17 protein-coding genes and 1 pseudogene are annotated in these 20,539 nt (G+C 71.6%); 11 read left to right on the top strand and 7 right to left on the bottom strand.

All coding sequences use genetic code 11. The annotated features are described in order from the left end of the window. Positions 1-67 precede the first annotated feature (67 nt). Positions 68-2,332: a bifunctional glycosyltransferase/CDP-glycerol:glycerophosphate glycerophosphotransferase gene (locus ACWD3I_RS00175; protein WP_365401972.1), complete on the top strand. Its 2,265-nt coding sequence runs from the start codon at positions 68-70 to the stop codon at positions 2,330-2,332. A 183-nt stretch (positions 2,333-2,515) separates the two neighbouring features. After that, a complete protein-coding gene (locus tag ACWD3I_RS00170; RefSeq protein ID WP_365401975.1) occupies positions 2,516-3,904 on the top strand; it encodes a hypothetical protein in 1,389 nt (462 codons plus the stop codon). Here ACWD3I_RS00170 and ACWD3I_RS00165 read toward each other — a convergent pair. Next, positions 3,894-4,307, bottom strand: coding sequence for an organic hydroperoxide resistance protein (locus ACWD3I_RS00165; RefSeq protein WP_266891637.1), 414 nt, complete (start codon positions 4,305-4,307; stop codon positions 3,894-3,896). The genes ACWD3I_RS00170 and ACWD3I_RS00165 overlap by 11 nt on opposite strands. Positions 4,308-4,447: 140 nt before the next feature. Here ACWD3I_RS00165 and ACWD3I_RS00160 point away from each other — a divergent pair, with 140 nt between their 5' ends. The 4 genes and pseudogenes from ACWD3I_RS00160 (at position 4,448) to ACWD3I_RS00145 (ending at position 7,860) form a co-directional block, all read left to right on the top strand. Then, positions 4,448-4,915, top strand: a complete 468-nt coding sequence (locus tag ACWD3I_RS00160) for a MarR family winged helix-turn-helix transcriptional regulator (protein ID WP_365401978.1) — start codon at positions 4,448-4,450, stop codon at positions 4,913-4,915. Between the two features lie 155 nt (positions 4,916-5,070). Then, positions 5,071-5,727, top strand: a pseudogene (locus ACWD3I_RS00155) (glycosyltransferase family 2 protein); the annotation flags it as partial. 162 nt (positions 5,728-5,889) lie between these two features. Then, a complete protein-coding gene (gene galE / locus ACWD3I_RS00150) occupies positions 5,890-6,888 on the top strand; it encodes a UDP-glucose 4-epimerase GalE (RefSeq protein ID WP_365401982.1) in 999 nt (332 codons plus the stop codon). A gap of 39 nt (positions 6,889-6,927) precedes the next feature. Next, positions 6,928-7,860, top strand: coding sequence for an ADP-ribosylglycohydrolase family protein (locus ACWD3I_RS00145; RefSeq protein WP_365401985.1), 933 nt, complete (start codon positions 6,928-6,930; stop codon positions 7,858-7,860). On the opposite strand, the gene ACWD3I_RS00140 is transcribed toward ACWD3I_RS00145, so the two are convergent. After that, complete coding sequence (locus tag ACWD3I_RS00140; RefSeq protein ID WP_365401988.1) at positions 7,845-8,120, bottom strand: YciI family protein; 276 nt, start codon at positions 8,118-8,120, stop codon at positions 7,845-7,847. The two genes, ACWD3I_RS00145 and ACWD3I_RS00140, sit on opposite strands and share 16 nt — an antisense overlap. 115 nt (positions 8,121-8,235) lie before the next feature. On the opposite strand from ACWD3I_RS00140, the gene ACWD3I_RS00135 reads away from it, so the two are divergent. Next, positions 8,236-8,952 carry a Crp/Fnr family transcriptional regulator gene (locus ACWD3I_RS00135; RefSeq protein ID WP_365401991.1) on the top strand — a complete coding sequence of 239 codons (717 nt, stop codon included), beginning with the start codon at positions 8,236-8,238 and terminating at the stop codon, positions 8,950-8,952. Positions 8,953-8,966: 14 nt separating this feature from the next. Here ACWD3I_RS00135 and ACWD3I_RS00130 read toward each other — a convergent pair whose 3' ends face one another. Continuing rightward, positions 8,967-9,593: a TetR/AcrR family transcriptional regulator gene (locus ACWD3I_RS00130; protein ID WP_365401994.1), complete on the bottom strand. Its 627-nt coding sequence runs from the start codon at positions 9,591-9,593 to the stop codon at positions 8,967-8,969. A 197-nt stretch (positions 9,594-9,790) separates the two neighbouring features. Between ACWD3I_RS00130 and ACWD3I_RS00125 the strand changes: the two genes are divergently transcribed. Together ACWD3I_RS00125 and ACWD3I_RS00120 are read left to right on the top strand one after the other, a co-directional pair. Next, the gene (locus ACWD3I_RS00125; RefSeq protein ID WP_266891623.1) at positions 9,791-10,720 is read left to right on the top strand and encodes an ABC transporter permease; all 930 of its coding nucleotides are present in this window, start codon (positions 9,791-9,793) and stop codon (positions 10,718-10,720) included. Beyond that, positions 10,713-11,561 (top strand): ABC transporter ATP-binding protein, encoded by an 849-nt coding sequence (locus ACWD3I_RS00120; RefSeq protein WP_365401998.1) that lies wholly within the window; start codon positions 10,713-10,715, stop codon positions 11,559-11,561. The genes ACWD3I_RS00125 and ACWD3I_RS00120 overlap by 8 nt, the downstream gene beginning before the upstream one ends. On the opposite strand, the gene ACWD3I_RS00115 is transcribed toward ACWD3I_RS00120, so the two are convergent. Together ACWD3I_RS00115 and ACWD3I_RS00110 are read right to left on the bottom strand one after the other, a co-directional pair. Then, positions 11,558-12,019, bottom strand: a complete 462-nt coding sequence (locus tag ACWD3I_RS00115) for a GtrA family protein (protein WP_365402001.1) — start codon at positions 12,017-12,019, stop codon at positions 11,558-11,560. The two genes, ACWD3I_RS00120 and ACWD3I_RS00115, sit on opposite strands and share 4 nt — an antisense overlap. Positions 12,020-12,144: 125 nt before the next feature. Beyond that, on the bottom strand, positions 12,145-17,076 hold the full coding sequence (locus ACWD3I_RS00110) for an NAD-glutamate dehydrogenase (protein WP_365402004.1): 4,932 nt from the start codon (positions 17,074-17,076) through the stop codon (positions 12,145-12,147). Positions 17,077-17,585: 509 nt separating this feature from the next. On the opposite strand from ACWD3I_RS00110, the gene ACWD3I_RS00105 reads away from it, so the two are divergent. Next, the gene (locus ACWD3I_RS00105; RefSeq protein WP_266826265.1) at positions 17,586-18,152 is read left to right on the top strand and encodes a DJ-1/PfpI family protein; all 567 of its coding nucleotides are present in this window, start codon (positions 17,586-17,588) and stop codon (positions 18,150-18,152) included. Positions 18,153-18,284: 132 nt separating this feature from the next. Here ACWD3I_RS00105 and ACWD3I_RS00100 read toward each other — a convergent pair whose 3' ends face one another. Both ACWD3I_RS00100 and ACWD3I_RS00095 read right to left on the bottom strand, forming a co-directional pair. After that, complete coding sequence (locus ACWD3I_RS00100; RefSeq protein WP_365402008.1) at positions 18,285-18,959, bottom strand: HAD family hydrolase; 675 nt, start codon at positions 18,957-18,959, stop codon at positions 18,285-18,287. A gap of 69 nt (positions 18,960-19,028) precedes the next feature. Beyond that, entirely contained in the window at positions 19,029-19,544 is a 516-nt protein-coding gene (locus tag ACWD3I_RS00095; protein ID WP_365402011.1) for a DUF6912 family protein, read from the bottom strand. A 320-nt stretch (positions 19,545-19,864) separates the two neighbouring features. On the opposite strand from ACWD3I_RS00095, the gene ACWD3I_RS00090 reads away from it, so the two are divergent. Next, entirely contained in the window at positions 19,865-20,482 is a 618-nt protein-coding gene (locus ACWD3I_RS00090) for an Rv3235 family protein (protein WP_365402014.1), read from the top strand. The last annotated feature ends 57 nt before the right edge of the window (positions 20,483-20,539 follow it).

Here is a 20,539-nt window from a genome sequence, read left to right as displayed (position 1 = left end):
CACATCACCGGCAGTTCCCGGGCAAGGCCGACACGGCCCACCGCCCGCGCCGACTCTTGGATGTGCCTTGCCCAGGTTCAGTGTCATCGTCCCCGCATACCAGGTTCAGGCGTATCTGCACGAGTGCCTGGACTCGGTGCTCTCCCAGTCGTGTCCGGATCTGGAGCTGATCGCCGTCGACGACTGCTCGCCGGACGCCTGTGGGGCGATCGTCGACGAGTTCGCGGCCCGGGACCCGCGTGTGCGGCCGGTGCACCTGGCCGAGAACCGGGGCCCGGGCGGCGCGCGCAACGCCGGTCTGGCGGCGGCGACCGGTGACTACCTGGTGTTCCTGGACGGCGACGACACCCTCACCCCGGACGCGCTGCGGGCGGTCGCCGACCGGCTGAAGGAGACGGGCGACCCGGACGTCCTGGTCCACGACCACGCGCTGACCGACTGGACGGGCGAGGCGGTCCGCGACGGCTTCGCCACGCAGCTCACCGAGGAGGGCCCGGCGCCCTTCCGGCTGGAGGACCGCCCGGGGCTGCTGCGCCTGATGACGGTGGCCTGGAACAAGGTGTACCGCCGGGAGTTCGTGGAGCGCGCGGGCTTCTCCTTTCCGCCGGGCCACTACGAGGACACGTCCTGGACGTATCCGGCCCTGATGACGGCGGAGACCCTCGCGACCCTGGACCGGGTGTGCGTCCACCACCGCCTGCGCCGCCAGGGCACCGTCCTCGGCGCGGGCCGCGGCCACTTCGATGTCTTCGACCAGTACGACCGGGTCTTCGCGTACGTCGACCAGCACCCCCGACTCGCCCAGTGGCGCCCGGTGTTGTTCCGCCGCATGGTCGACCACCTGTCGACGCTCTTCACCGAGCGGCACCGGCTGCCGCGCGGCATCCGGGCCGAGTTCCTGCTCAAGGCTCGCGCCCACTACCGCCGTTACCGCACCCCGGGCCACCCCGTCCCGCTGCGCGCTCGCCTGCGCCACACCTTGGTCCGCCTGGGGCTGCATCGCACCTACCGCGCACTGGAGTTGGCCAAGAGGCTGAGCCGCCGGACCGCCCTCCGTGCCGCCCGCCTCGCGAAGGCCCTGCGCACCGCGGCCCTGCGGCTCCACTACCGCGTCCAGCTCCGCCTCCCCCTGCGCGCAGACCACGCCGTCTTCGCCGCCTACGGCAACCGCGGCCACAGCTGCAACCCGGGCGCCCTGGAGCAGGCGTTCCGCACCCACGCGCCGCACATCCGCACGGCGTGGATCGCCGGCGCCGAGCACCACCACACGATCCCCACCGCCGCCCGCCGGCTGCGCCCCGGCTCGGCCGCGTACTGGACGGCGCTCGCCCGCTCCAAGTACCTGGTCGACAACGTCGACTTCGACCGCCGTCTGGTCAAGCGTCCCGGCCAGATCCTCGTCCAGACCCAGCACGGCACGCCCCTCAAGCACATGGGCCTGGACCTCCAGGAACGCCCGGCGGCCGCCCGCGGCATGGACTTCACGGCCCTCCTCGACGGCGTCGACAAGTGGGACTACCTGCTGTCCGCCAACCGCCACACCACCCTGACCTGGGAGCGCGTCTACCCGGGCACGTACACCACGCTCGAGTACGGCTATCCCCGCAACGACGTGTTCCAGCAGGCGACTTCGCAGGACGTACGCCGGCTGCGCGAGTCGCTCGGCATCCCGGAGGGCACGGTGGCGATCCTGTACGCCCCCACCCACCGCGACTACCGCCGCACCCAGCGCCCCGCCCTCGACCTGGACCGTGTGCTGCGCCGTCTGGGCCCTCGTTTCGTCGTCCTGGCCCGCGCCCACCACCGGCACGGCGGCCCCCTCGCGACGAGCGCCGGCAGGATCATCGACGTCACCGACCACCCGAGCGTCGAGTCCCTGTGCCTGGCCTCGGACGCCCTGGTGACGGACTACTCGTCCCTGATGTTCGACTACGCCAACCTGGACCGCCCGATCGTGATCCACGCCACCGACGACGACCACGCGGCGTACGAGGCGGCCCGCGGCACCTACTTCGACCTGCGCGCCTTCCCGCCGGGCGCGGTCGCGCGCAGCGAGGACGAGCTGACCGACATCTTCGCCTCCGGCCACTGGCGGGGCTCCCGCTCCGCCCAGCTGCGCTCGGCGTTCCGCGAGCGCTTCTGTGCCTACGACGACGGACGCGCCGCCGAGCGGGTCGTCCGCCATGTGGTGCTGGGCCAGACCGAACCGGCGCCGTTCCTGCCGCTCGCCGAGCGCTTCCCGGTGCCGTCCGCGGCGGCGGCGCCGGAGCTGTCGCCGCAGGCGACCGTGCCACGGCCCGCGGCCCCGTCGGTCGTCGTCGAAACCGTCTGAACGCCGTCCTCATCCAGGGGAGTTCCCATGCCCTCCAGCCCGTCGCGGCCCACCCCGACCCGCCCCCACACCTGGCGCCCGGCCGGCCGCCCCGGCCGCTGACCCGGCGGCCGAGGAGAGCGTCGCTGCGCCAGGCGTGTGATGAGAGGCACGGCGGCCGGCTCCGACGGGAAGGCTGGTGCGGTGAGCAGCGGTCTCCGCAGCCGGCGGTCTCTTCGTGGCGCCACGGCGCTGCGCGGCGGCCGTGCCCGGCGTCCCGGCCCGTATCTGGTCTTCGGCTTCCTGTACTGGCTGGTGATGTCGCTGGCGTACTGGGCGGCGCCGCTGTGCTGCGACGCGGGGCTGCACGCGGCGGTGGTCGAGCGGCTGCGGGTGGATCTGTGGCATCCGCGGCATCCCCTGGCGGATCTGCCGGGTGCGGGCAGCCCGTACTACTCGCCGTACGCGGTGGCGCAGGGCGTGTTCGCGCGGCTGACGGGGCTGGGTGGCTGGGAGGTCGTGCGACTGGCCGGGCCACTGAACCTGTTGGTGCTGCTGACCGGCCTCGGCCGTCTGGTGCGAATGCTGACGCCTCGGCCGTGGGCACCGGTACTGGCACTGCCGGTCCTGCTGATGACCGGGGATCTCGGCTCCCCGGCGGCCTTCGCGGTCGGGCTGACCCTGTGGGCCTGGGCGCTGACAGGGGCGCGGGCACGCAATGTCGGGGCGCTTCGGTATGTGGGCCCGAGCGGGCTGCCGGGGATCGCCGGGTACGTGGGGCCGGGCGTGCTGTACGGGGCGGTCCTGCTGATCGATCCGGTCACCGCGGTGGGGGCGGCCGCGGGGGCCGTCGCCTTTGTCGCGGGGTGGCAGCGGGGGTGGGGGCGGGCCGTCGGGGTGCGCTGGGCGGTGACGGTCGGTGTGGCGGTGCTGGTCGCCGCGGGGTGGCCGTACTTCGACCTGGCCGCGCCGGAGCGGGTGCCGGTTCCCTGGCGGTTGTGGCCGGCGCTGGTGGGGCTGCCGGCGCTGTGGTCGCGAGGGCGGCGGGATCCGCTGACGCTGATGCTCGTCCTCGGCTGCCCGGTGGCGGCGTGCGGGTACGGCGGGATCGCCGGGCTCGTGGCGCTGGTGTGCGCGGCGGCCGTGGAACTGGCGGCGCCTCGGCCGTGGGGTGCCCGGCGGAGGGTGTACGCCGGGGTCGTGGCCGCGGTGGCCTGCCTCGGGCTTCTCACGGTGCCGAGGCCGGCGGCGCCGCCGACGTACGAGTGGGCGGCGCGGCACATCGGACGCGGTGAGGTGGTCCTCACGGCCGACCGCCACGCCGCCCTGGCGCTCGCGGGGTTCGGGGCGAATCTCGTTCCGCCCGGCCCTGTGACGAAGGGCCACGAGCCGGACGTACGGGCCTATCTCGCCCCGGCGTCGACCCGCGCCGACCGTGCCGCCGTGGTCCGGCGCCACCAGGTGCGCTGGCTGCTGCTGACGCGGCAGGACCGGGTGCCCGGGGAGGCGGTGGTGGTGGCGTGGAGCGCGCGTACGGGGGAGGTGCTGGCGCGGGTCGTCGGGCCGGTGCCGGCTCCGGTGACTACTCGATGACGAGCTCGACCTCGATGTTGCCGCGGGTGGCGTTGGAGTAGGGGCAGACCTGGTGGGCGGCCTCGACGAGCTTGCGGCCGGTCGTCTCGTCCAGGGTGTCGGGCAGCTCGACGCGGAGGACGACGGCGAGACCGAAGCCCTCGCCTTCCTTGCCTATGGAGACCTCGGCGGTCACCGCGGCGTCGCTGACGTCGACCTTGGCCTGGCGGCCGACGAGACCGAGGGCGCTGCCGAAACAGGCGGCGTAGCCGGCGGCGAACAGCTGCTCCGGGTTGGTGCCCTGACCGTTGCCGCCCAGCGCGGCCGGCGGGGCCAGCTGGAGGTCGATCTGACCGTCGTTGCTGACGGCGCGACCGTCGCGGCCGTGGGTGGCGGTGGCGACAGCGGTGTAGAGCGCGTCCATGGGTTCCATCCCTCTCAAAACGTGGTGCCGGGGGGGGTGGCCGGCCCGTTCTCTGCGGTCCGGGCCGTCTCACGACCACAAGTAGAGCACACAATTAAGTTGTGCACAACTAAATGGCGGACAAGCGCTACCCTGGAGGCATGAGCACGCCTCCGCCCACCACTGACTGGCTCCGCCTCGACCAGCAGATCTGCTTCTCCCTGAACGCCGCCTCGCGCGCCTTCGGCGGCGTCTACCGCGTGATCCTCAAGGATCTCGGGCTCACATATCCGCAGTACCTGGTGATGCTGGTGCTGTGGGAGCACGGCGACCTGCCCGTCAAGAAGCTCGGCGAGCACCTCCGCCTCGACTCCGGCACGCTCTCCCCGCTGCTCAAGCGGCTGGAGTCGGCCGGGCTGGTACGCCGCGAGCGCAGCGCCCGCGACGAGCGTTCCGTGGAGGTCCGGCTCACCGAGGAGGGCGTCGCCCTGCGCGAGCGTGCGCTGGAGGTGCCGCGCCGGATCGTCGCGGCGACCACCTTCGACGTGGACGAGATCCGCGAGCTGCGGGCACGGCTGGACGAGCTGACCACGGCGCTGGACTCGGCGCAGCTGGAGGAGAACTCCTGACGCCTCCGCCGTAGCGGCGGAGGGTCACACCGCCACGGTCGCACTCCCTCTGCGGCGTGGATTCCCGCCCCGCGCCCACGAATGAACCCGGCGCGGCTTCCCACCGTCTTCCGGATCGAGCGCTGACCACCCCCTGATCCCGGAACACGACCACCATGGACCCTCACGCCCCCCATGCCTGTGCCGTCGTGACCGGCTACGACGACGCCCCGCGCGTGCGGGCCACCGTGCGCTCCGTGCTCGCCCAGGGGCCCGGCGTCCGCGAGGTCCTCGTTGTCGACGACGGCTCGACGGACGGCGGCGCGGAACTGCTGGCCCGCCTCGCTTCGATCGACCCACGGGTGCGCGTGCTGCGGCGCCGGGTGCACAGCGGCGGCCGCGGCAGCCCGCGCAACACCGGGCTGGACCGGGTGACTTCGCCGTACGTGATGTTCCTGGACGGTGGTGACGCGCTGCTGCCCGGCGCGGTGGCCGCGCTGCTGGGGGCGCGCGCGGAGGTCGCGAGCGGGTTGTGCGCGCGTCCCGCGCAGCGCCCGCTCCTGGTGCACGACACGGCCTGCGGCAACAAGCTCTACCGCACCGACTTCCTGCACGACCACGGCATCCGCTTCCCCGAGGGCCGCTTCGCCCACGAGAACATCGTCTTCCACGCGCGCGTGCTGGCCGCGAACCCGGACATCGCGCTCGTGCCGCAGCGGGTGTACCGCCCCGCCCCGCAGGCCCCCGCCGACGGAGCGCTCACGGAGGCCTACCGGCTGGCGTACGACATCCTGCTGGCCGCCGGACGGGAGGAGCTGGCGCGGGCGGTGCGCGGCGGGCACGGGGCGGCGGAACCGGTACCTCACGTGGTGTCCCGCTCACGGGGAGTTGTCGCGGTTGTCCGCAGTGGGCTCCGGCGCCTGATTGACTGAAGCCGGTGTCCGACCGCGCACCACACGCACATCTCGCTCCATCTGACGAGGGGACGGCCGTACATGACCTGGCTGATCACCGGCGGCGCCGGCTACATCGGGGCGCACGTCGTACGCGCGATGACCGAGGCGGGCGAGCGCGCGGTGGTGTACGACGACCTGTCCACGGGGATCGCCGAGCGCGTCCCGGACGGGGTGCCGCTGGTCGTGGGCTCCACCCTGGACGCGGAGCGCGTGGCGCGCACCCTCGCGGACCACGCCGTCACCGGGGTCGTGCATCTGGCGGCGAAGAAGCAGGTGGGCGAGTCGGTCGATCTGCCGCTGCACTACTACCGGGAGAACGTCGAGGGCCTGCGCGTCCTGCTGGAGCAGGTGACCGGGGGCGGGGTGTCGGGAGCGTCCAGGGTGACCTCCTTCGTCTTCTCGTCCTCGGCCGCGGTGTACGGCATGCCGGACGTGGAGCTGGTCACGGAGGAGACGCCGTGCGTGCCCATGTCGCCCTACGGCGAGACGAAACTGGCCGGCGAGTGGCTGGTCCGCGCGACGGGCCGGGCGACGGGCCTGGCCACGGCGTCCCTGCGCTACTTCAACGTGGCGGGCGCGGCCACCCCGCGCCTCGCGGACACGGGTGTCTTCAACCTGATCCCCATGGTCTTCGAGAAGCTGACGGAGAACGCGCCCCCACGCATCTTCGGCGACGACTACGCCACGCCGGACGGCACCTGCGTCCGCGACTACATCCACGTGCTCGACCTGGCCGACGCCCACGTCGCCACGGCCCGCGCCCTCCGCTCCTCCCCCGGCCGTGACCTCACCCTCAACGTCGGCCGCGGCGAGGGCGTATCGGTCCGCGAAATGATCGACCACATCAACGCCGTCACGGGCTACGACCGCCCCCCGACGGTCACCCCCCGCCGCCCCGGCGACCCGTGCCGAGTCGTCGCCTCCGCCGACCGCATCACCGCGGAGCTCGGTTGGAAGGCCAAGCACGACATCCAGGACATGATCACCTCGGCCTGGGAGGGCTGGGTACGACTGCACCCGGAGGCGGCTCGGGGGTAAGGGGTACAGCCCGCCCCGGACAGGCCCTAGCCTGCCCCGATGACCGACCTCACCTCGCGCGCCCTGGGCGCCGTCATCGGTTCCGCCGTCGGCGACGCCCTGGGCGCCCCCTTCGAGTTCGGCCCCGAGGGCGCGTTCTCCGCCCGCTTTCCCCATCCGGGGCACGGCGGCGAGATGTGCGGGGGCGGCGGCTGGGACCCGGGCGAGGCGACCGACGACACGCAGATGGCGGTACTGGTCGCCGAGTCACTGCTGGAGCACGGCGGCCTCGAACTCCCGGACGTCTTCCGCCGGTTCCGGCGCTGGGCCGCCGCGGACCCCAAGGACATCGGCCTGCAGACGGAGGCCGTCCTGAGCAGCGGCGACCCCTGGGACCTGGCCGCCGCCCTGCACTTCCAGACCAGCCAACGGGCCGCAGGAAACGGCGCGTTGATGCGGGCGGCGCCCTCCGCGGTCTTCTTCGCGCCCCAGGGACGTGAGCCCACCATGGACGCCGCCCGCCGCCTCTCCGCCCTCACCCACGGCGACCGTGCGGCCTGGGAAGGCACCGCGATCCTCCATGAGCTGATCCGCGCAGCCCTCACCGGCGCCGACCCGCTCGCCGCCCTCCCCGCCGCCCTCGCCGCGGTACACCCCGACCACCGGCAGCGGTACGCCACCGTCCTCGCCCCCGACTGGCACCCCGACCGGGCGACGGAGTTCAACGGTGCCGTCTGGCCCTGCCTCGGCTCCGCCGTCTGGGCCCTGCGCACCACCTCCTCGTACGAGGAGGCCGTACGCGCAGCGATCGACCTCGGTGGCGACACGGACACCGTCGCCGCGGTCACCGGCGGCCTGGCGGGGGCAGTGCACGGCGTCGACGCCATTCCCGCCCGCTGGACGCAGGCACTGCGTGTCCCGCTCCCCGGCTTCGGCGAACGGGTCCTGCGCGCACCGGAGTTGGCGTACCTCGCGCGTCAACTGCTCGGCTGAAGGCCCACGATCGGCGCCCACTCCCGAACCGACCGCACCTCGACGCCGGGTGTGCGCCGGTAGTACGGGTCCTCATCCATGACCTCGTCCAACTCCGCCCGCTCCAGGGCGAACACGAGCAGCGCCCCCGCGTCGTCGGCCCACGGCCCCGCCGCGAGCAGCTTGCCCTCGGCGTGCAGACGGGTGAGCGCGGCACGATGGGCGGGGCGGGCGGCGAGGCGTTCGGGGGCGGGGGTGAAGGCGAGTTCCACGACGAGCACGACGGTTCCTTCCTACGGCCATGGCGTACCTGGCGTACGACGACGAACCCGAGGCTAGGCTCGGCCCGCGTCCGGCGCTGTATCGGCCGATACAGACGGCAGGGGGTGGGGCGCCATGGACGGACACGGGCACGGGCACGGGTACGGCTGGCGGCGGCTGCGGGACGTGCCGCTGTTCGGGCCACTGGCGGACAGCGACCTGCGCCGTCTGTGGGACGCCTCCGTCCCGCGCCGCTACGACAGCGGTGAGATCCTGCGCGCCGAGGGCGCCCCCGCCGATCACCTGCTCGTCCTGCTGGCGGGCCGCGCGGCGGCCGACGCGACCACCGCGGGCGGGCGCGTGGTGCGGTTCGGGACGTGGCGGGCGCCGTGCGCGCTGGACAAGGTGGCGCTGCTGGACGGCGCCGGTCACACGGCGACGTTCACCGCGCTCGCCCCGTGCGCCGTACGGGCGGTACCGCGGGCCCGCTTCACCGCGCTGCTGGACGACTCCGCCGCGGTCCGCGCCCATGTGTTCCGCCTCCTGGCGGCCCAGACCCGCGCCCAGCAGCACCGGCTGACGGACACCGCGACACTGCCGTGCGAGGCGCGGCTCGCGGCCTGGCTGCTGGACGCCTCGGCCGACGGCATCGGCTCCCCCGTACCCCTGCCCGGCGGACAGCGTGAACTCGCCGACCTGCTGGGCGTCACCCGCGTCACGGTCAACCGGGCCCTGTCCCGGCTCCGCCGCGACGGACTGATCCGGCCCGCCGACGGACGTATCGAGGTGCTCGCCCCGGAACTCCTCGCCCTGCGCGCGGCACCGGACAGCCGGCGGCACGACGCGGACTGAGCCCGGCCGCCCCGCTACAGCGCCTTGAGCGCCGCGGCCGTCCCGCGCGCCAGCGCGTCCAGATAGCCCTTCGGCAGCTTCGGACTCCGGATCACCACGGACCGCCAGTACAGCGGCCCGGAGATCAGATCGAGCGCCAGCTCGTCATCGAGCCCCACCCGGACCTCGCCCCGCTGCTCCGCCGCCACGAGGATCTTGCTGGCGACACCCTCCTGCCCGTCCCGCAGCGCCTTCTGCACCGCTTCGGCGATCTCGGGGTTACGGGCCGCCTCGGCCTGGAGGTCCGGGAGGATCTGCGAGGCGATGGGGTGGCGCAGCGCACGGGACGTCACCTCGTACAGCAGCCGCAGATCACTCTCCAGCGCACCGGTGTCCGGCGCGGGCAGCCCCTGCACGGCGAGGGCCGACACCACGTCGAGGACAAGGTGCAGCTTGGAGCGCCAGCGCCGGTAGACCGCGGTCTTGCCGACACCCGCCCGGCGCGCGATCCCCTCGATGGACATCCGCGCGTAGCCGACGGCCGCGAGCTCCTCGAAGACGGCCGCCCGGATGGCCTCCGTCACATCCTCCCGGAGCACGGCGGCTCCGGCGGGAGCCCGGCGGCGCGGACGGGTCTGCGGCTCGTCGGCGTTCGTCGTCATGCGGACCAGCATAGGGCGTTACGACGATACGGTCCCGTCCCCACGCAAGACGTGACGACGAAACGGTTGCGTTCCGACGCCGACTCGGCCTACGCTCACGTTGCGACGATACGGTCCCGTCCCGACGTAAGAGAACGTGAAGAGAAGCGTAAGGAAACGTCGGGTGCCGGACACACCCCCAACCGAAAGCAGCGGATGTGAGCCAGGTCCTCCACACACCGCCTCCGACGACGGCGACCCTCCCCCCGCCCGCCGAAGGAGACCTCGCGGCCCTCGCCGCCCGCCACGGCCTCTCCGTCAGCGGTGCCCGTCCGACCCTGTCCGAGTACATCCGCCAGCTGTGGGCCCGGCGCCACTTCATCACCGCGTTCTCGACCGCCAAGCTCACCGCCCAGTACAGCCAGGCGAAGCTCGGCCAGGTCTGGCAGGTGATGAACCCGCTGCTCAACGCGGCGGTGTACTTCTTCATCTTCGGCGTGCTGCTGGGCACCAAGAAGGGCGTGCCGGACTACATCCCGTTCCTGGTGACGGGCGTGTTCATCTGGACGTTCACCCAGAGCTCGATCCTCGCGGGCACCCGCGCCATCTCCGGCAACCTCGGCCTGGTCCGCGCCCTGCACTTCCCGCGGGCCGCGCTGCCGATCTCGTTCTGCCTCCAGCAGCTCCAGCAACTGCTGTTCTCGATGGCCGCCCTGGTCGTGATCCTGCTCTGCTTCGGCGTACCGGTCTCGGCGTCCTGGCTGCTGGCGATCCCGGCGCTGGTGCTGCAGTTCACCTTCAACGCCGGCGTCTCGATGGTCATGGCCCGGCTCGGCGCCAAGACCCCGGACATCGCCCAGCTGATGCCGTTCGTGCTGCGCACGTGGATGTACGTCTCCGGCGTGATGTGGAGCATCGACCACCTGCTCAGCAAGCACAACGACCTGCCGTCCTGGGTCGGCCCGGTCCTCCAGGCCAACCCGGCCGCGGTCTACATCGACCTGATGCGCTACGCCCTGATCGACAGCTTCCACTCCAGCCAGCTGCCGCACCACGTGTGGGCGATCGCCACGGGCTGGGCCCTGCTCGCCGGCGTCGGCGGCTTCATCTACTTCTGGAAGGCTGAGGAGACGTACGGCCGTGGCTGAGAACCTCGAGAACACCGCAACCCCGACCGACCTGATCCCCACCGTCGTCGCCGACAACGTCGACATCGTCTACCGCGTCAACGGCACCGGCGCCGGACGCGGCTCCGCGACCGCCGCCCTCAACCGCATCCTGCGCCGCGAGAAGACCGAACGGGCGTCAGGCGTACGCAAGGTGCACGCGGTGAAGAAGGTCTCCTTCGTCGCCTACCGCGGTGAGGCGATCGGCCTGATCGGTACCAACGGTTCCGGCAAGTCGACCCTGCTCAAGGCGGTGGCCGGTCTGCTGCCGGTGGAGAGCGGCGCCATCTACACCGACGGCCAGCCCTCCCTCCTCGGCGTGAACGCGGCCCTGATGGGCGACCTGACCGGCGAGCGCAACGTCTACCTCGGCGGCCTCGCGATGGGCATGTCCCGCGAGCAGGTCAAGGAGCGCTACCAGGAGATCGTCGACTTCTCCGGCATCAACGAGAAGGGCGACTTCATCACCCTGCCCATGCGCACGTACTCCTCCGGCATGGGCGCCCGCCTCCGCTTCTCCATCGCCGCCGCCAAGGACCACGACGTCCTCCTCATCGACGAGGCCCTCGCCACCGGCGACCGCTCCTTCCAGAAGCGCTCCGAGCAGCGCATCCGCGAGCTGCGCAAGCACGCCGGCACGGTGTTCCTGGTCAGCCACAACAACAAGTCGATCCGCGACACCTGCGACCGCGTGCTGTGGCTGGAACGCGGCGAACTGCGCATGGACGGCCCGACCGAGGACGTCCTGAAGGAGTACGAGGCCTTCACCGGCGACAGGACGACGAAGCCGAAGCCCAAGCCGAAGCCCAAGGTCGCCGTCTAGCGCACCTCGTGCTGGAACACCCACGTCCGGTAGACCAGGAACCGGAAGGCGGAGGCCAGCACGATCGACGTGGCCTTCACGGCGTTCGACGCGAGCGGACCGTGAAGGCCGAGGCCGTGATAGCCGACGTAGAAGAGGCCGCTCTCCATCGCCACGCCGATGGCGCTGAAGACGAAGAACAGCACGACCTGCTGACGTGTGCGCGCATCCCGGTCGCGATAGGTGAAGAAGCGGAAGCCGAGGTAGTTCGTGCCCATGGCGACGAGGCTGGCCAGCACCGTCGCCACCATCGCCCGCCGGCCGAGACCGTGCAGCAGCACGTTGAAGACGAGGAAGTTCACCACGACACCGCTGCCTCCGACGACCCCGAAGTTCACCACTTCACGGACGATCCGTCGGACCCGCTCGAGCGGCACGGCGGGAGCGGCCACTCGCTCCTCGGAGAGGTTCACAGTCACCGCACAAGGCTTAGCCGCCCTGGGTAAGCCGCCCGCCGGATTTTCCCTAAGCCAGACCAAAAGCCGGGCCAAGAAAGAGGCGCCCCGAGCCATGACGGCCCGGGGCGCCCCTCTCGTCGTATCGCCTACGAATGCGTCCGCAGCAGCGTCCGCATGGTCCGCATCGCCACCGACAGGTTGGCGAGGTCGAACGCCTCCGAGCCCTGGATCTCCTCCAGGGTCGAGCGCGCCCGGCCCAGGATCGCCGCGTTCTTCTCCTCCCACGCCTTGAAGCGCTGCTCGGGAGTCGAGGTGCCGTTGCCCACCGCGAGCACATCGGCGGTCAGCGCCGCGTGGGCCGCGTAGAGGTCCTCGCGGATGGAGGCGCGGGCCATGGACTGCCAGCGGTCGGCGCGCGGCAGCTCGATGATGCGGTCCATGAGCTGGGTGATCCGCAGCCGGTCGCCGAGGTCGTAGAAGACCTCCGCGACATCCAGCGGCTCCCGGCCCATGCGGTCGGCCACCGAGACGATGTCGAGCGTCGGGAAGGCGGAGGAGAACCCGGCCACGCGCGTGGCGAGTTCGTCCGGGACGCCGGCGCCGGTCAGCTCGTCGTAGATCTGCTGGTACCACTCCAGATCCGCGCCCCGCAGCAGCTTCGGCAGCTGGGACCAGACCTGCTCGACGCGCTCGGAGAAGAACTCGACGGTCTCGGCGAGCTGCAGCGGCTGCGGCCGGTTGTTGAGCAGCCAGCGCGTGCCGCGCTCGACGAGCCGGCGCGAGTGCAGCCGGATCCGGGTCTGCACGGCGGCCTCGACCTGGTTGTCGAGCGCCTCCACCCCGTCCCACACCACGGCCGAGCGGAAGATCGCGCGGGCCGCGGTCTGCGCCCGGACGATCTCCTCCAGCGAGGCACCGGTCTCCTCGCGCAGCCGGTGCAGATAGGTCGTACCGCCCGTGTTGACCGTGTCGTTGACCAGCACCGTCGTGATGATCTCGCGGCGCAGCGGGTGGCTGTCGATGTGCTCGGCGAACTTCTCGCGCAGCGCGCTCGGGAAGTACGCGTCGAGGAGACCGCGCAGATACGGATCGTCCGGGAGCGAGGTGTGCAGCAGCTCGTCGGAGACCGTGATCTTGGTGTACGCCAGGAGGACGGCCGTCTCCGGGCCGGTCAGGCCCTGTGCGGCGCCCAGGCGTTCACGGATCTGGCGGTCGGTGGGCAGGAACTCCAGGGCCCGGTCCAGCAGACCCGCGCGCACCAGGTGGCGCAGGTAGCGCTGCTGGGCGTGGAGCATGTCCTTGGACTGCGCCAGCGCGTTGGCGATGGCCGTGTTCTGCGCGTAGTTGTTGCGCAGCACCAGCCGGCCGACCTCGTCGGTCATCTCGGCGAGCTGCTTGTTGCGCTGCTTGACGGTCATGTCGCCGTCCGCGACCAGGCCGTTGAGCAGGATCTTGATGTTCACCTCGTGGTCGGAGGTGTCCACGCCCGCGCTGTTGTCGATGGCGTCGGTGTTGATCTTCCCGCCGGTGAGCGAGAACTCGATCCGGCCGAGCTGGGTGAGCCCCAGGTTGCCGCCCTCGCCGACGACCTTGACCCGCAGGTCGGCGCCGTCGACACGGATCGGGTCGTTGGCCTTGTCGCCGACGTCGGCGTGGGTCTCGGTGGAGGCCTTGACGTACGTGCCGATGCCGCCGTTCCACAGCAGGTCCACCGGCGCCTTGAGGATGGCCTTCATCAGGTCGGCCGGCGTCATCTTGGCGACCTTGCCCTCGATCCCGAGGGCCTCGCGGATGTGCGCGTTGACCGGGATGGCCTTGGCGCTACGGGGGTACACGCCGCCACCGGTCGAGATGAGCTCGGAGTCGTAGTCGGCCCAGCTGGAGCGCGGCAGCTCGAAGACGCGGCGGCGCTCGGCGTAGGAGGTGGCCGCGTCCGGCTTCGGGTCGATGAAGATGTGCCGGTGGTCGAAGGCGGCGACCAGGCGGATGTGCTCGCTGAGCAGCATGCCGTTGCCGAACACGTCACCGGACATGTCGCCGATGCCGACGACCGTGAAGTCCTCGGCCTGCGTGTTCACATCCAGTTCCTGGAAGTGCCGCTTGACGGACTCCCAGGCACCGCGCGCGGTGATGCCCATGCCCTTGTGGTCGTAGCCCGCGGAGCCGCCGGAGGCGAAGGCGTCGCCGAGCCAGAAGTTGTACGACTCGGCGACCCCGTTGGCGATGTCCGAGAAGGTCGCGGTGCCCTTGTCCGCGGCGACCACGAGGTAGGTGTCGTCCTCGTCGTGCCGGACGACGTCGGCGGGCGGCACGACCTCGCCGGCCACCATGTTGTCGGTGATGTCGAGCAGCGCCGAGATGAACGTCTTGTAGCTGGCGATGCCCTCGGCCAGCCACGCGTCCCGGTCCACGCCCGGGTCGGGCAGCTGCTTGGCGACGAAGCCGCCCTTGGCGCCGACCGGCACGATGACGGTGTTCTTGACCATCTGCGCCTTGACCAGGCCGAGGATCTCGGTCCGGAAGTCCTCACGCCGGTCGGACCAGCGCAGACCGCCGCGAGCGACCTTGCCGAACCTGAGGTGCACGCCCTCGACGCGCGGCGAGTAGACCCAGATCTCGAACGCCGGGCGCGGCGCCGGCAGGTCCGGGATCATCTGCGGGTCGAACTTCATGGACACGTACTCGTGCGGCTTGCCGCCGAGCGCCTCCTGGAAGAAGTTCGTGCGCAGGGTCGCCTTGATGACGGTCAGGAAGGAGCGCAGGATCCGGTCCTCGTCGAGCGAGGCGACCTGGTCGAGAGCCGCGTCGACCTCTTCGAGGAGGGCGTCCACGATCTCGTGCCCGGCGCGCTGCCGGTCCGGCGACATCCGCGCCTCGAACAGGGAGACGAGCAGTCGGGTGGTGTGGACGTTGTTGCGGAGGGTGTCCTCCATGTAGTCCTGCGAGAAGGTGGAGCCCGCCTGCCGCAGGTACTTGGCGTACGCCCGCAGCACCGTCGCCTGCCGCCAGTTCAGCCCGGCGCTCAGTACAAGGGCGTTGAAGCCGTCGTTCTCCGCCAGGCCGGTCCAGGTCGCCGCGAAGGCCTCCTGGAAGCGCTCGCGGCCGTCGTCGCCCAGGTAGTCCCCGGCGCCGTTCTGCGACTTGGGCATGCGCAGCCCGAAGTCGTAGATCCAGGCGACGCTGCGGTCCGAGCAGCGCAGTTCGTAGGGCCGCTCGTCGATGACCTCGACGCCGAGCCGGTTGAGGACCGGCAGTACGGCGGACAGGGTGATCGCGGCACCCTTGCGGTAGATCTTGAAGCGGCGCTCCTCGGGGGCGGCGCCGACCGGCTCGTACAGGCTCAGCGCGAAGTTGTTCTCCTCGGTGAGCTTCTCCAGGTGGACGAGGTCGGCGACCGCGGAGCGCGAGGTGTGGTCGGCCTTGTAGCCCTCGGGGAAGGCGTTGCCGTACCGGCGCAGCAGCTCGGCGGCGCGCTCCTCGCCGAGTTCGGCGTTGAGGGCCTCGGCGAATCCGTCGGCCCACGACCGCGCGGCCTCGACCAGCCGCGCCTCGATGCGCTCCTTGTCGAGGTCGGAGAGCTGCGGCAGCTCGGTGCCCTGCGGGACCCGGACCACGAAGTGCAGCCGGGACAGGATCGACTCGGTGTTCCAGGCCGTGAAGTCGACGCTGGTGCCGCCGAGCTCCTCCTTCAGGATGTCGATGATCCTGAGGCGCACCCCGGTCGTGTACCGGTCGCGCGGCAGGTAGACGAGGGCGGAGTAGTAGCGCCCGTACTCGTCCTGGCGCAGGTAGAGCCGCAGCCGCCGCCGCTCCTGGAGGTACAGCACGGAGGTGACGATCGACTGGAGCTCGTCGGGCGGGGTCTGGAAGAGCTCGTCGCGCGGGTAGGTCTCCAGGATCTGGAGCAGGTCGCGCCCGTCGTGGCTGTTGGGCGAGAAGCCCGCGCGCTGGAGCACCTCGTCGACCTTGCGGCGGATGACGGGGACCCGGCGGACGGACTCGGTGTAGGCGGCGGAGGAGAAGAGCCCGAGGAAGCGGCGCTCACCGACGACATTGCCCTCGGCGTCGAACTTCTTCACACCGATGTAGTCCAGGTACGACGGCCGGTGCACGGTCGCCCGGCTGTTGGCCTTGGTCAGCACCAGGAGCTTGTGCTCGCGCGCCTTGGCACGGGCGTCGGCGGGCAGCCGCTCGAAGGAGGGGCTGACGGGGTGGCTCTCGTCCTCGGCGTGATGCGGGTCGGAGCGCAGGATGCCGAGGCCGGTGCCCGGCACGGCGACGAGGGAGTCGTCCTCGCGGAGCTGGTACTCGCGGTAGCCGAGGAAGGTGAAGTGATCGGCGGCCAGCCAGCGCAGCAGCTCGCGGGCCTCCTCGATCTCCTGCTCACGCAGGTCGGAGGCGACGGGCTCGGCGGGCAGCTCCTCGGCCATCCGCAGCGCCGCCTCCCGCATCTTCTCCCAGTCCTCGACGGTCTCGCGGACGTCCGACAGGACGCGCAGCAGATCGGCGGTGATCTGCTTCAGGTCCGCGCGGTCGGTCTCGCGGTCGATCTCGACGTGGATCCAGGACTCGGTGTGCGCGTCGTGCGGAAGCTCGCCGCTGGGGCGCTGTGCGAGCACCTCGATGAGCTTGCCGGTGACGTCCCGCCGGACGACGACCTGCGGGTGGATGACGACATGGATGCCGCGCCCCTGCCGGGTCAGCTCATTGGTGACGGAGTCGACGAGGAAGGGCATGTCGTCGGTGACGACCTCGACGATCGAATGTGTGCACGCCCATCCGTTCTCTTCCACGGTGGGCGTCAGGACCCGCACACTGGCGGTGCCCTGCGGCCGGTTCTCGGCCAGCCGATAGTGCGAGTAAGCGGCTCCGAAGACATCGATCGGGTCACGACCGGTGAGATCCTCCGGGGCGGTGTGCAGGTAGTAGCGCTGGAGGAACGCGAGCACGGTCTCCCGGTCAGGGGTGCTCCCGTCCGTCGTCCCGGTCGGTAGGTGCCCCCCGACCGGGCTGTTCTCAGCTACCCGGGCGGCCCTCTCGAGCAGCTCGGCCTTGGCTTCGTCCAGCTTGGTCTGCATTGTCCTCTGGCTCCTGTCGCGCGCCGTTGCGTGACGTTGAAGGAAGTACGGTCTCTTCCCTTGCGACGTGACGCCGTGACGCGGGGTGTCCGGTCTGCTCCGACGCTATGCCGCAAGGTGAGATGAGCGGGGGGTTATCAGCCATTCTTGGCACGCCCGACGGATGTGACGCTGCTCTCTGCGACGCCGTTCCAGGGGATGTGCGCGGCGCCCCGGGGGCCCATGTGCCCCCGCCCCGCCCGCGAAGACCAGCGACCGCCGCCCGGTCACGGATGTGGTCCGTGCTCTCCGGGCGCAGGGCAGGGGCAACGATGCCCCCGCGAGCTATCGCGCTGATCACGCCACTAAGGCTATCGCTCCTTACAGGGGGCCCGTCATGAGCCGTATGTGTACAAAACCGGGGGTCGAACTTTGACGTTCTGCACAGGGGCAGGGAGCGGCACACCATGCGGTGGTCGTCATCGACCGGCCCCCTTGGCAAGGGCCTGTTCCGGATGCACATTGCCGACATGACAGCCAAAATCCTGATCGTCACCGGCGACGCAGCGGAGTCACTGGAGGTCCTGTACCCCTACCAGCGCCTCCGCGAAGAGGGCTACGACGTCCATATCGCGGCCCCCACCCGCAAGAAGCTCCGGTTCGTGGTCCACGACTTCGAACCCGGCTTCGACACCTACACCGAGAAGCCCGGCTACACCTGGCCCGCCGACCTCGCCTTCGCCGAGGTCGACCCCGGTCAGTACGCCGCGATCGTCATCCCCGGCGGCCGCGCCCCCGAGTACCTGCGCAACGACCCCGAACTCCGCAAGATCCTCAAGTCCTTCTTCGACGCGGACAAGCCGGTCGCCCAGATCTGCCACGGTCCCCTGCTCACCGCCGCGATCGACGGCCTCCGCGGCCGCCGCGTCACGGCCTACCCCGCCCTGGAACTCGACATGCAGGCGGCCGGGGCCACCTTCCAGGACGCCGAGGCGGTCGTGGACGGCACGCTGGTCTCCGCCCGGGCCTGGCCGGACCACTCCCGCTGGATGCGCGAGTTCCTGACGATCCTGCGGGCGAAGGCGCCGGTGACGTGAGAGGCATGCCGGTGAGGTAGTCGTCCGGCGGCGGCTGGGTGGAGGCCGGTCGCGCGGATCCCACCGACCCACGCACCGCCACTGCTCAGCCCTCGCCCCCGCGCCCGGGAACCTGACGAGCCGGCCCCTCCGCTACGCCGCGAGCCGCTCCGCCTCCACAACCGCTTCCGCCAGGGTGTCCACCACAGGCACCCCGACCTCCTCCAGGCTGGCCCGGCTGTGCGAACCCCCCGTGTACAGCACGGCCCGCGCCCCCACATGCCGCGCCGCCACCGCGTCGTCGGCCGCGTCCCCGATCACCACGGTCCGCGCAGGGTCCACTCCCACCGCCCCCGTCAGTGCCGCGAGGTGTCGTGTCATGTGCTCGGCCTTGCTGCCCCCGGAGGGCCCGGTCCGTCCGTCGACGCGTATGAAGTGCGCCTCGATCCCGAACCCCCGGACCAGCGGAAGCAGTTCCTCGTGCCCGTACATGCTGAGGATCGACTGGCTGCGCCCCGCCGACCGCCACCCCTCGAGCAGCTCGGCCGCACCCACCGTGAGCCCGCAGCCGACCCGATGCTCGGTGTAGTACCGATGGAAGGTCTCGTCCATGACGACCCACTCGGCATCGGTCGGCAGCCGTCCCAACAGCCGCTCGTAGAACTTCGGCACCGGCACGCAGTACAGCGCCCGATACCGCTCCATCGTGATCGGCGCGAGTCCCAGCTCGGCGAACGCCGCGTTCGTCGCCCCGATGATCGCGTCATTGTCGTGGAACAGCGTCCCGTTCCAGTCCCACACAATGTGCGCGCCCGTTTGCTTCCCCATGTCAAAAAAATGTACCCGCCGCCACTGACAATCAAGTGACCAGCAGGTCACAGAGGCACGGCCGGCCCCTCAGTTCCCCAGCCCGACCAGGTTCGGGATCTCCTGCGTGGCGAACCAGAGCAGTTCGTGGTCGCCGGCTCCGTCCACGACGAACTGCGCGTCGTCGTCCCCGCCGTCCGCCGCCGCGAGCGCCTGCGCGGCCGCGGTGACGTCCGTCTCGGCGTCACTCGCGTCGACGTGCACGGCTGCCGCCTTGGCCAGCGGCACGGTCCGGTCGACCCGCACCTCGCCCAGCGCGGCCGGGTCGAGCCCTCGGTCGGGGTCGGAGGCCGCCGCGCCGTCGGGCACGTCGACGGCGACCACGACCCGGCGCCGCGCCGCCTCGGGGTCGGCCACCAGCAGCCGCAGCGAGGCGAGCGCGGCCCGGTTCAGCGCCGCGTACTCCAGCTCCTCGATGTCGTCGGAGAGGTACCACTCGCGCAACGCGGGCGTCACGGCGTAGGCGACGAGCGGTCCGGACCCCAGCTCGCCCGTCTTGTACGCCTCGGCGAGACCGGAGAGGGTCAGGGGGACGTAGACGCGCATGGGCTGCCGCTTTCGTGGTCGGAGGGCGGGGTCTGAATGCTCCGCAGGGGCCTCGGTGAGGGCCTTCAGGATACGTGCGGGCGTCCCCTTTCGAGTCCCTGCCCCTGCGTCCGGAGGCGTCCACCCCGGTCCGGGAACTCACCCGGTGCGCCCCCGCGGTCATGGCCTTCAGCCCGCCTCGCTCACTCGGATAAGTGAACATCCCGGCCGCTCGACCCGGCCCCCGGCTTCCTTGCCGCTGCCACCCGCGGCCCCGTACAAGATCCCCAAGACAAAAGTTACCGCCCGGTACAACTCCGGGCTCACCGAACGGGGACCCCATGAACAAGGTCATGACCAGGGCACAGAACCGTCCGGGCACCCGCCCCCCGGGCCGCCGTGACGCACGCCGCCCGGGCACCACCCCGCCCCGCACCCCGACCGGCGGCACGCTCCGCACCGCCGCGGACGACAGCCGCCCGCCGGGCTCACGGACCGGCACCGGCCCGCGCACCGCCCCCGCAGACAACCGTCCGCCGACGACTCGCCCAGAGGCCCGCGAAAGGCCCCTCGTCGCCCCTGTCGTCCCCTCCCAGTCGCCTCGCAGGCCCATCCCCCAGCCCCGCCCCACCGACCTCTTCGCCGACCTCCTCCTCGCGGTCCTCAGCGGCCGGCGCCCCGTCCACTCGATGCTCCGGCACACCATCGGCCAGGCCTACGACGAACTCGCCGTGCTCGCCGAACGCGGCCCCCTCCGCACCCACGGCACCCGCCCCGTCGTCCGTGACATCGGCTACTACGTCCCCCGCGACGGCGCGGTCGAGGCCTTCGCCCGCATCGGCGCCGGCGACCAGCTCCGCGCCATGGCCTTCCGCCTGGAACAGGGCCGGGACCGCCGCTGGCGCTGCGCAGCGGTGGAACTGGGCGGCCCCAGGGGCAGCCGCACGGACGACGCCTGACACCAGGAGCCCTCGCAGGGCGGACCCGCACGGGCGGTGCGGGTGCCCCCGCGCACT

The sequence above is a fragment of the Streptomyces sp. NPDC002817 genome, from assembly GCF_053592055.1.
Note: the sequence above shows the minus strand (reverse complement) of the source record. Positions and strands in the feature narration are given on the sequence as shown.

Bases quoted from the DNA above. Each gene is read 5' to 3' on its own strand.
- ACWD3I_RS00145 (WP_365401985.1), top strand. From the start codon at position 6,928: ATGACCGACCTCACCTCGCGCGCCCTGGGCGCCGTCATCGGTTCCGCC.
- ACWD3I_RS00100 (WP_365402008.1), bottom strand. From the start codon at position 18,959: ATGGGGAAGCAAACGGGCGCGCACATTGTGTGGGACTGGAACGGGACG.
- ACWD3I_RS00110 (WP_365402004.1), bottom strand. From the start codon at position 17,076: ATGCAGACCAAGCTGGACGAAGCCAAGGCCGAGCTGCTCGAGAGGGCC.
- ACWD3I_RS00095 (WP_365402011.1), bottom strand. From the start codon at position 19,544: ATGCGCGTCTACGTCCCCCTGACCCTCTCCGGTCTCGCCGAGGCGTAC.
- ACWD3I_RS00105 (WP_266826265.1), top strand. From the start codon at position 17,586: ATGACAGCCAAAATCCTGATCGTCACCGGCGACGCAGCGGAGTCACTG.
- ACWD3I_RS00135 (WP_365401991.1), top strand. From the start codon at position 8,236: ATGGACGGACACGGGCACGGGCACGGGTACGGCTGGCGGCGGCTGCGG.
- ACWD3I_RS00165 (WP_266891637.1), bottom strand. From the start codon at position 4,307: ATGGACGCGCTCTACACCGCTGTCGCCACCGCCACCCACGGCCGCGAC.
- ACWD3I_RS00090 (WP_365402014.1), top strand. From the start codon at position 19,865: ATGAACAAGGTCATGACCAGGGCACAGAACCGTCCGGGCACCCGCCCC.
- ACWD3I_RS00160 (WP_365401978.1), top strand. From the start codon at position 4,448: ATGAGCACGCCTCCGCCCACCACTGACTGGCTCCGCCTCGACCAGCAG.
- galE (WP_365401982.1), top strand. From the start codon at position 5,890: ATGACCTGGCTGATCACCGGCGGCGCCGGCTACATCGGGGCGCACGTC.
- ACWD3I_RS00130 (WP_365401994.1), bottom strand. From the start codon at position 9,593: ATGACGACGAACGCCGACGAGCCGCAGACCCGTCCGCGCCGCCGGGCT.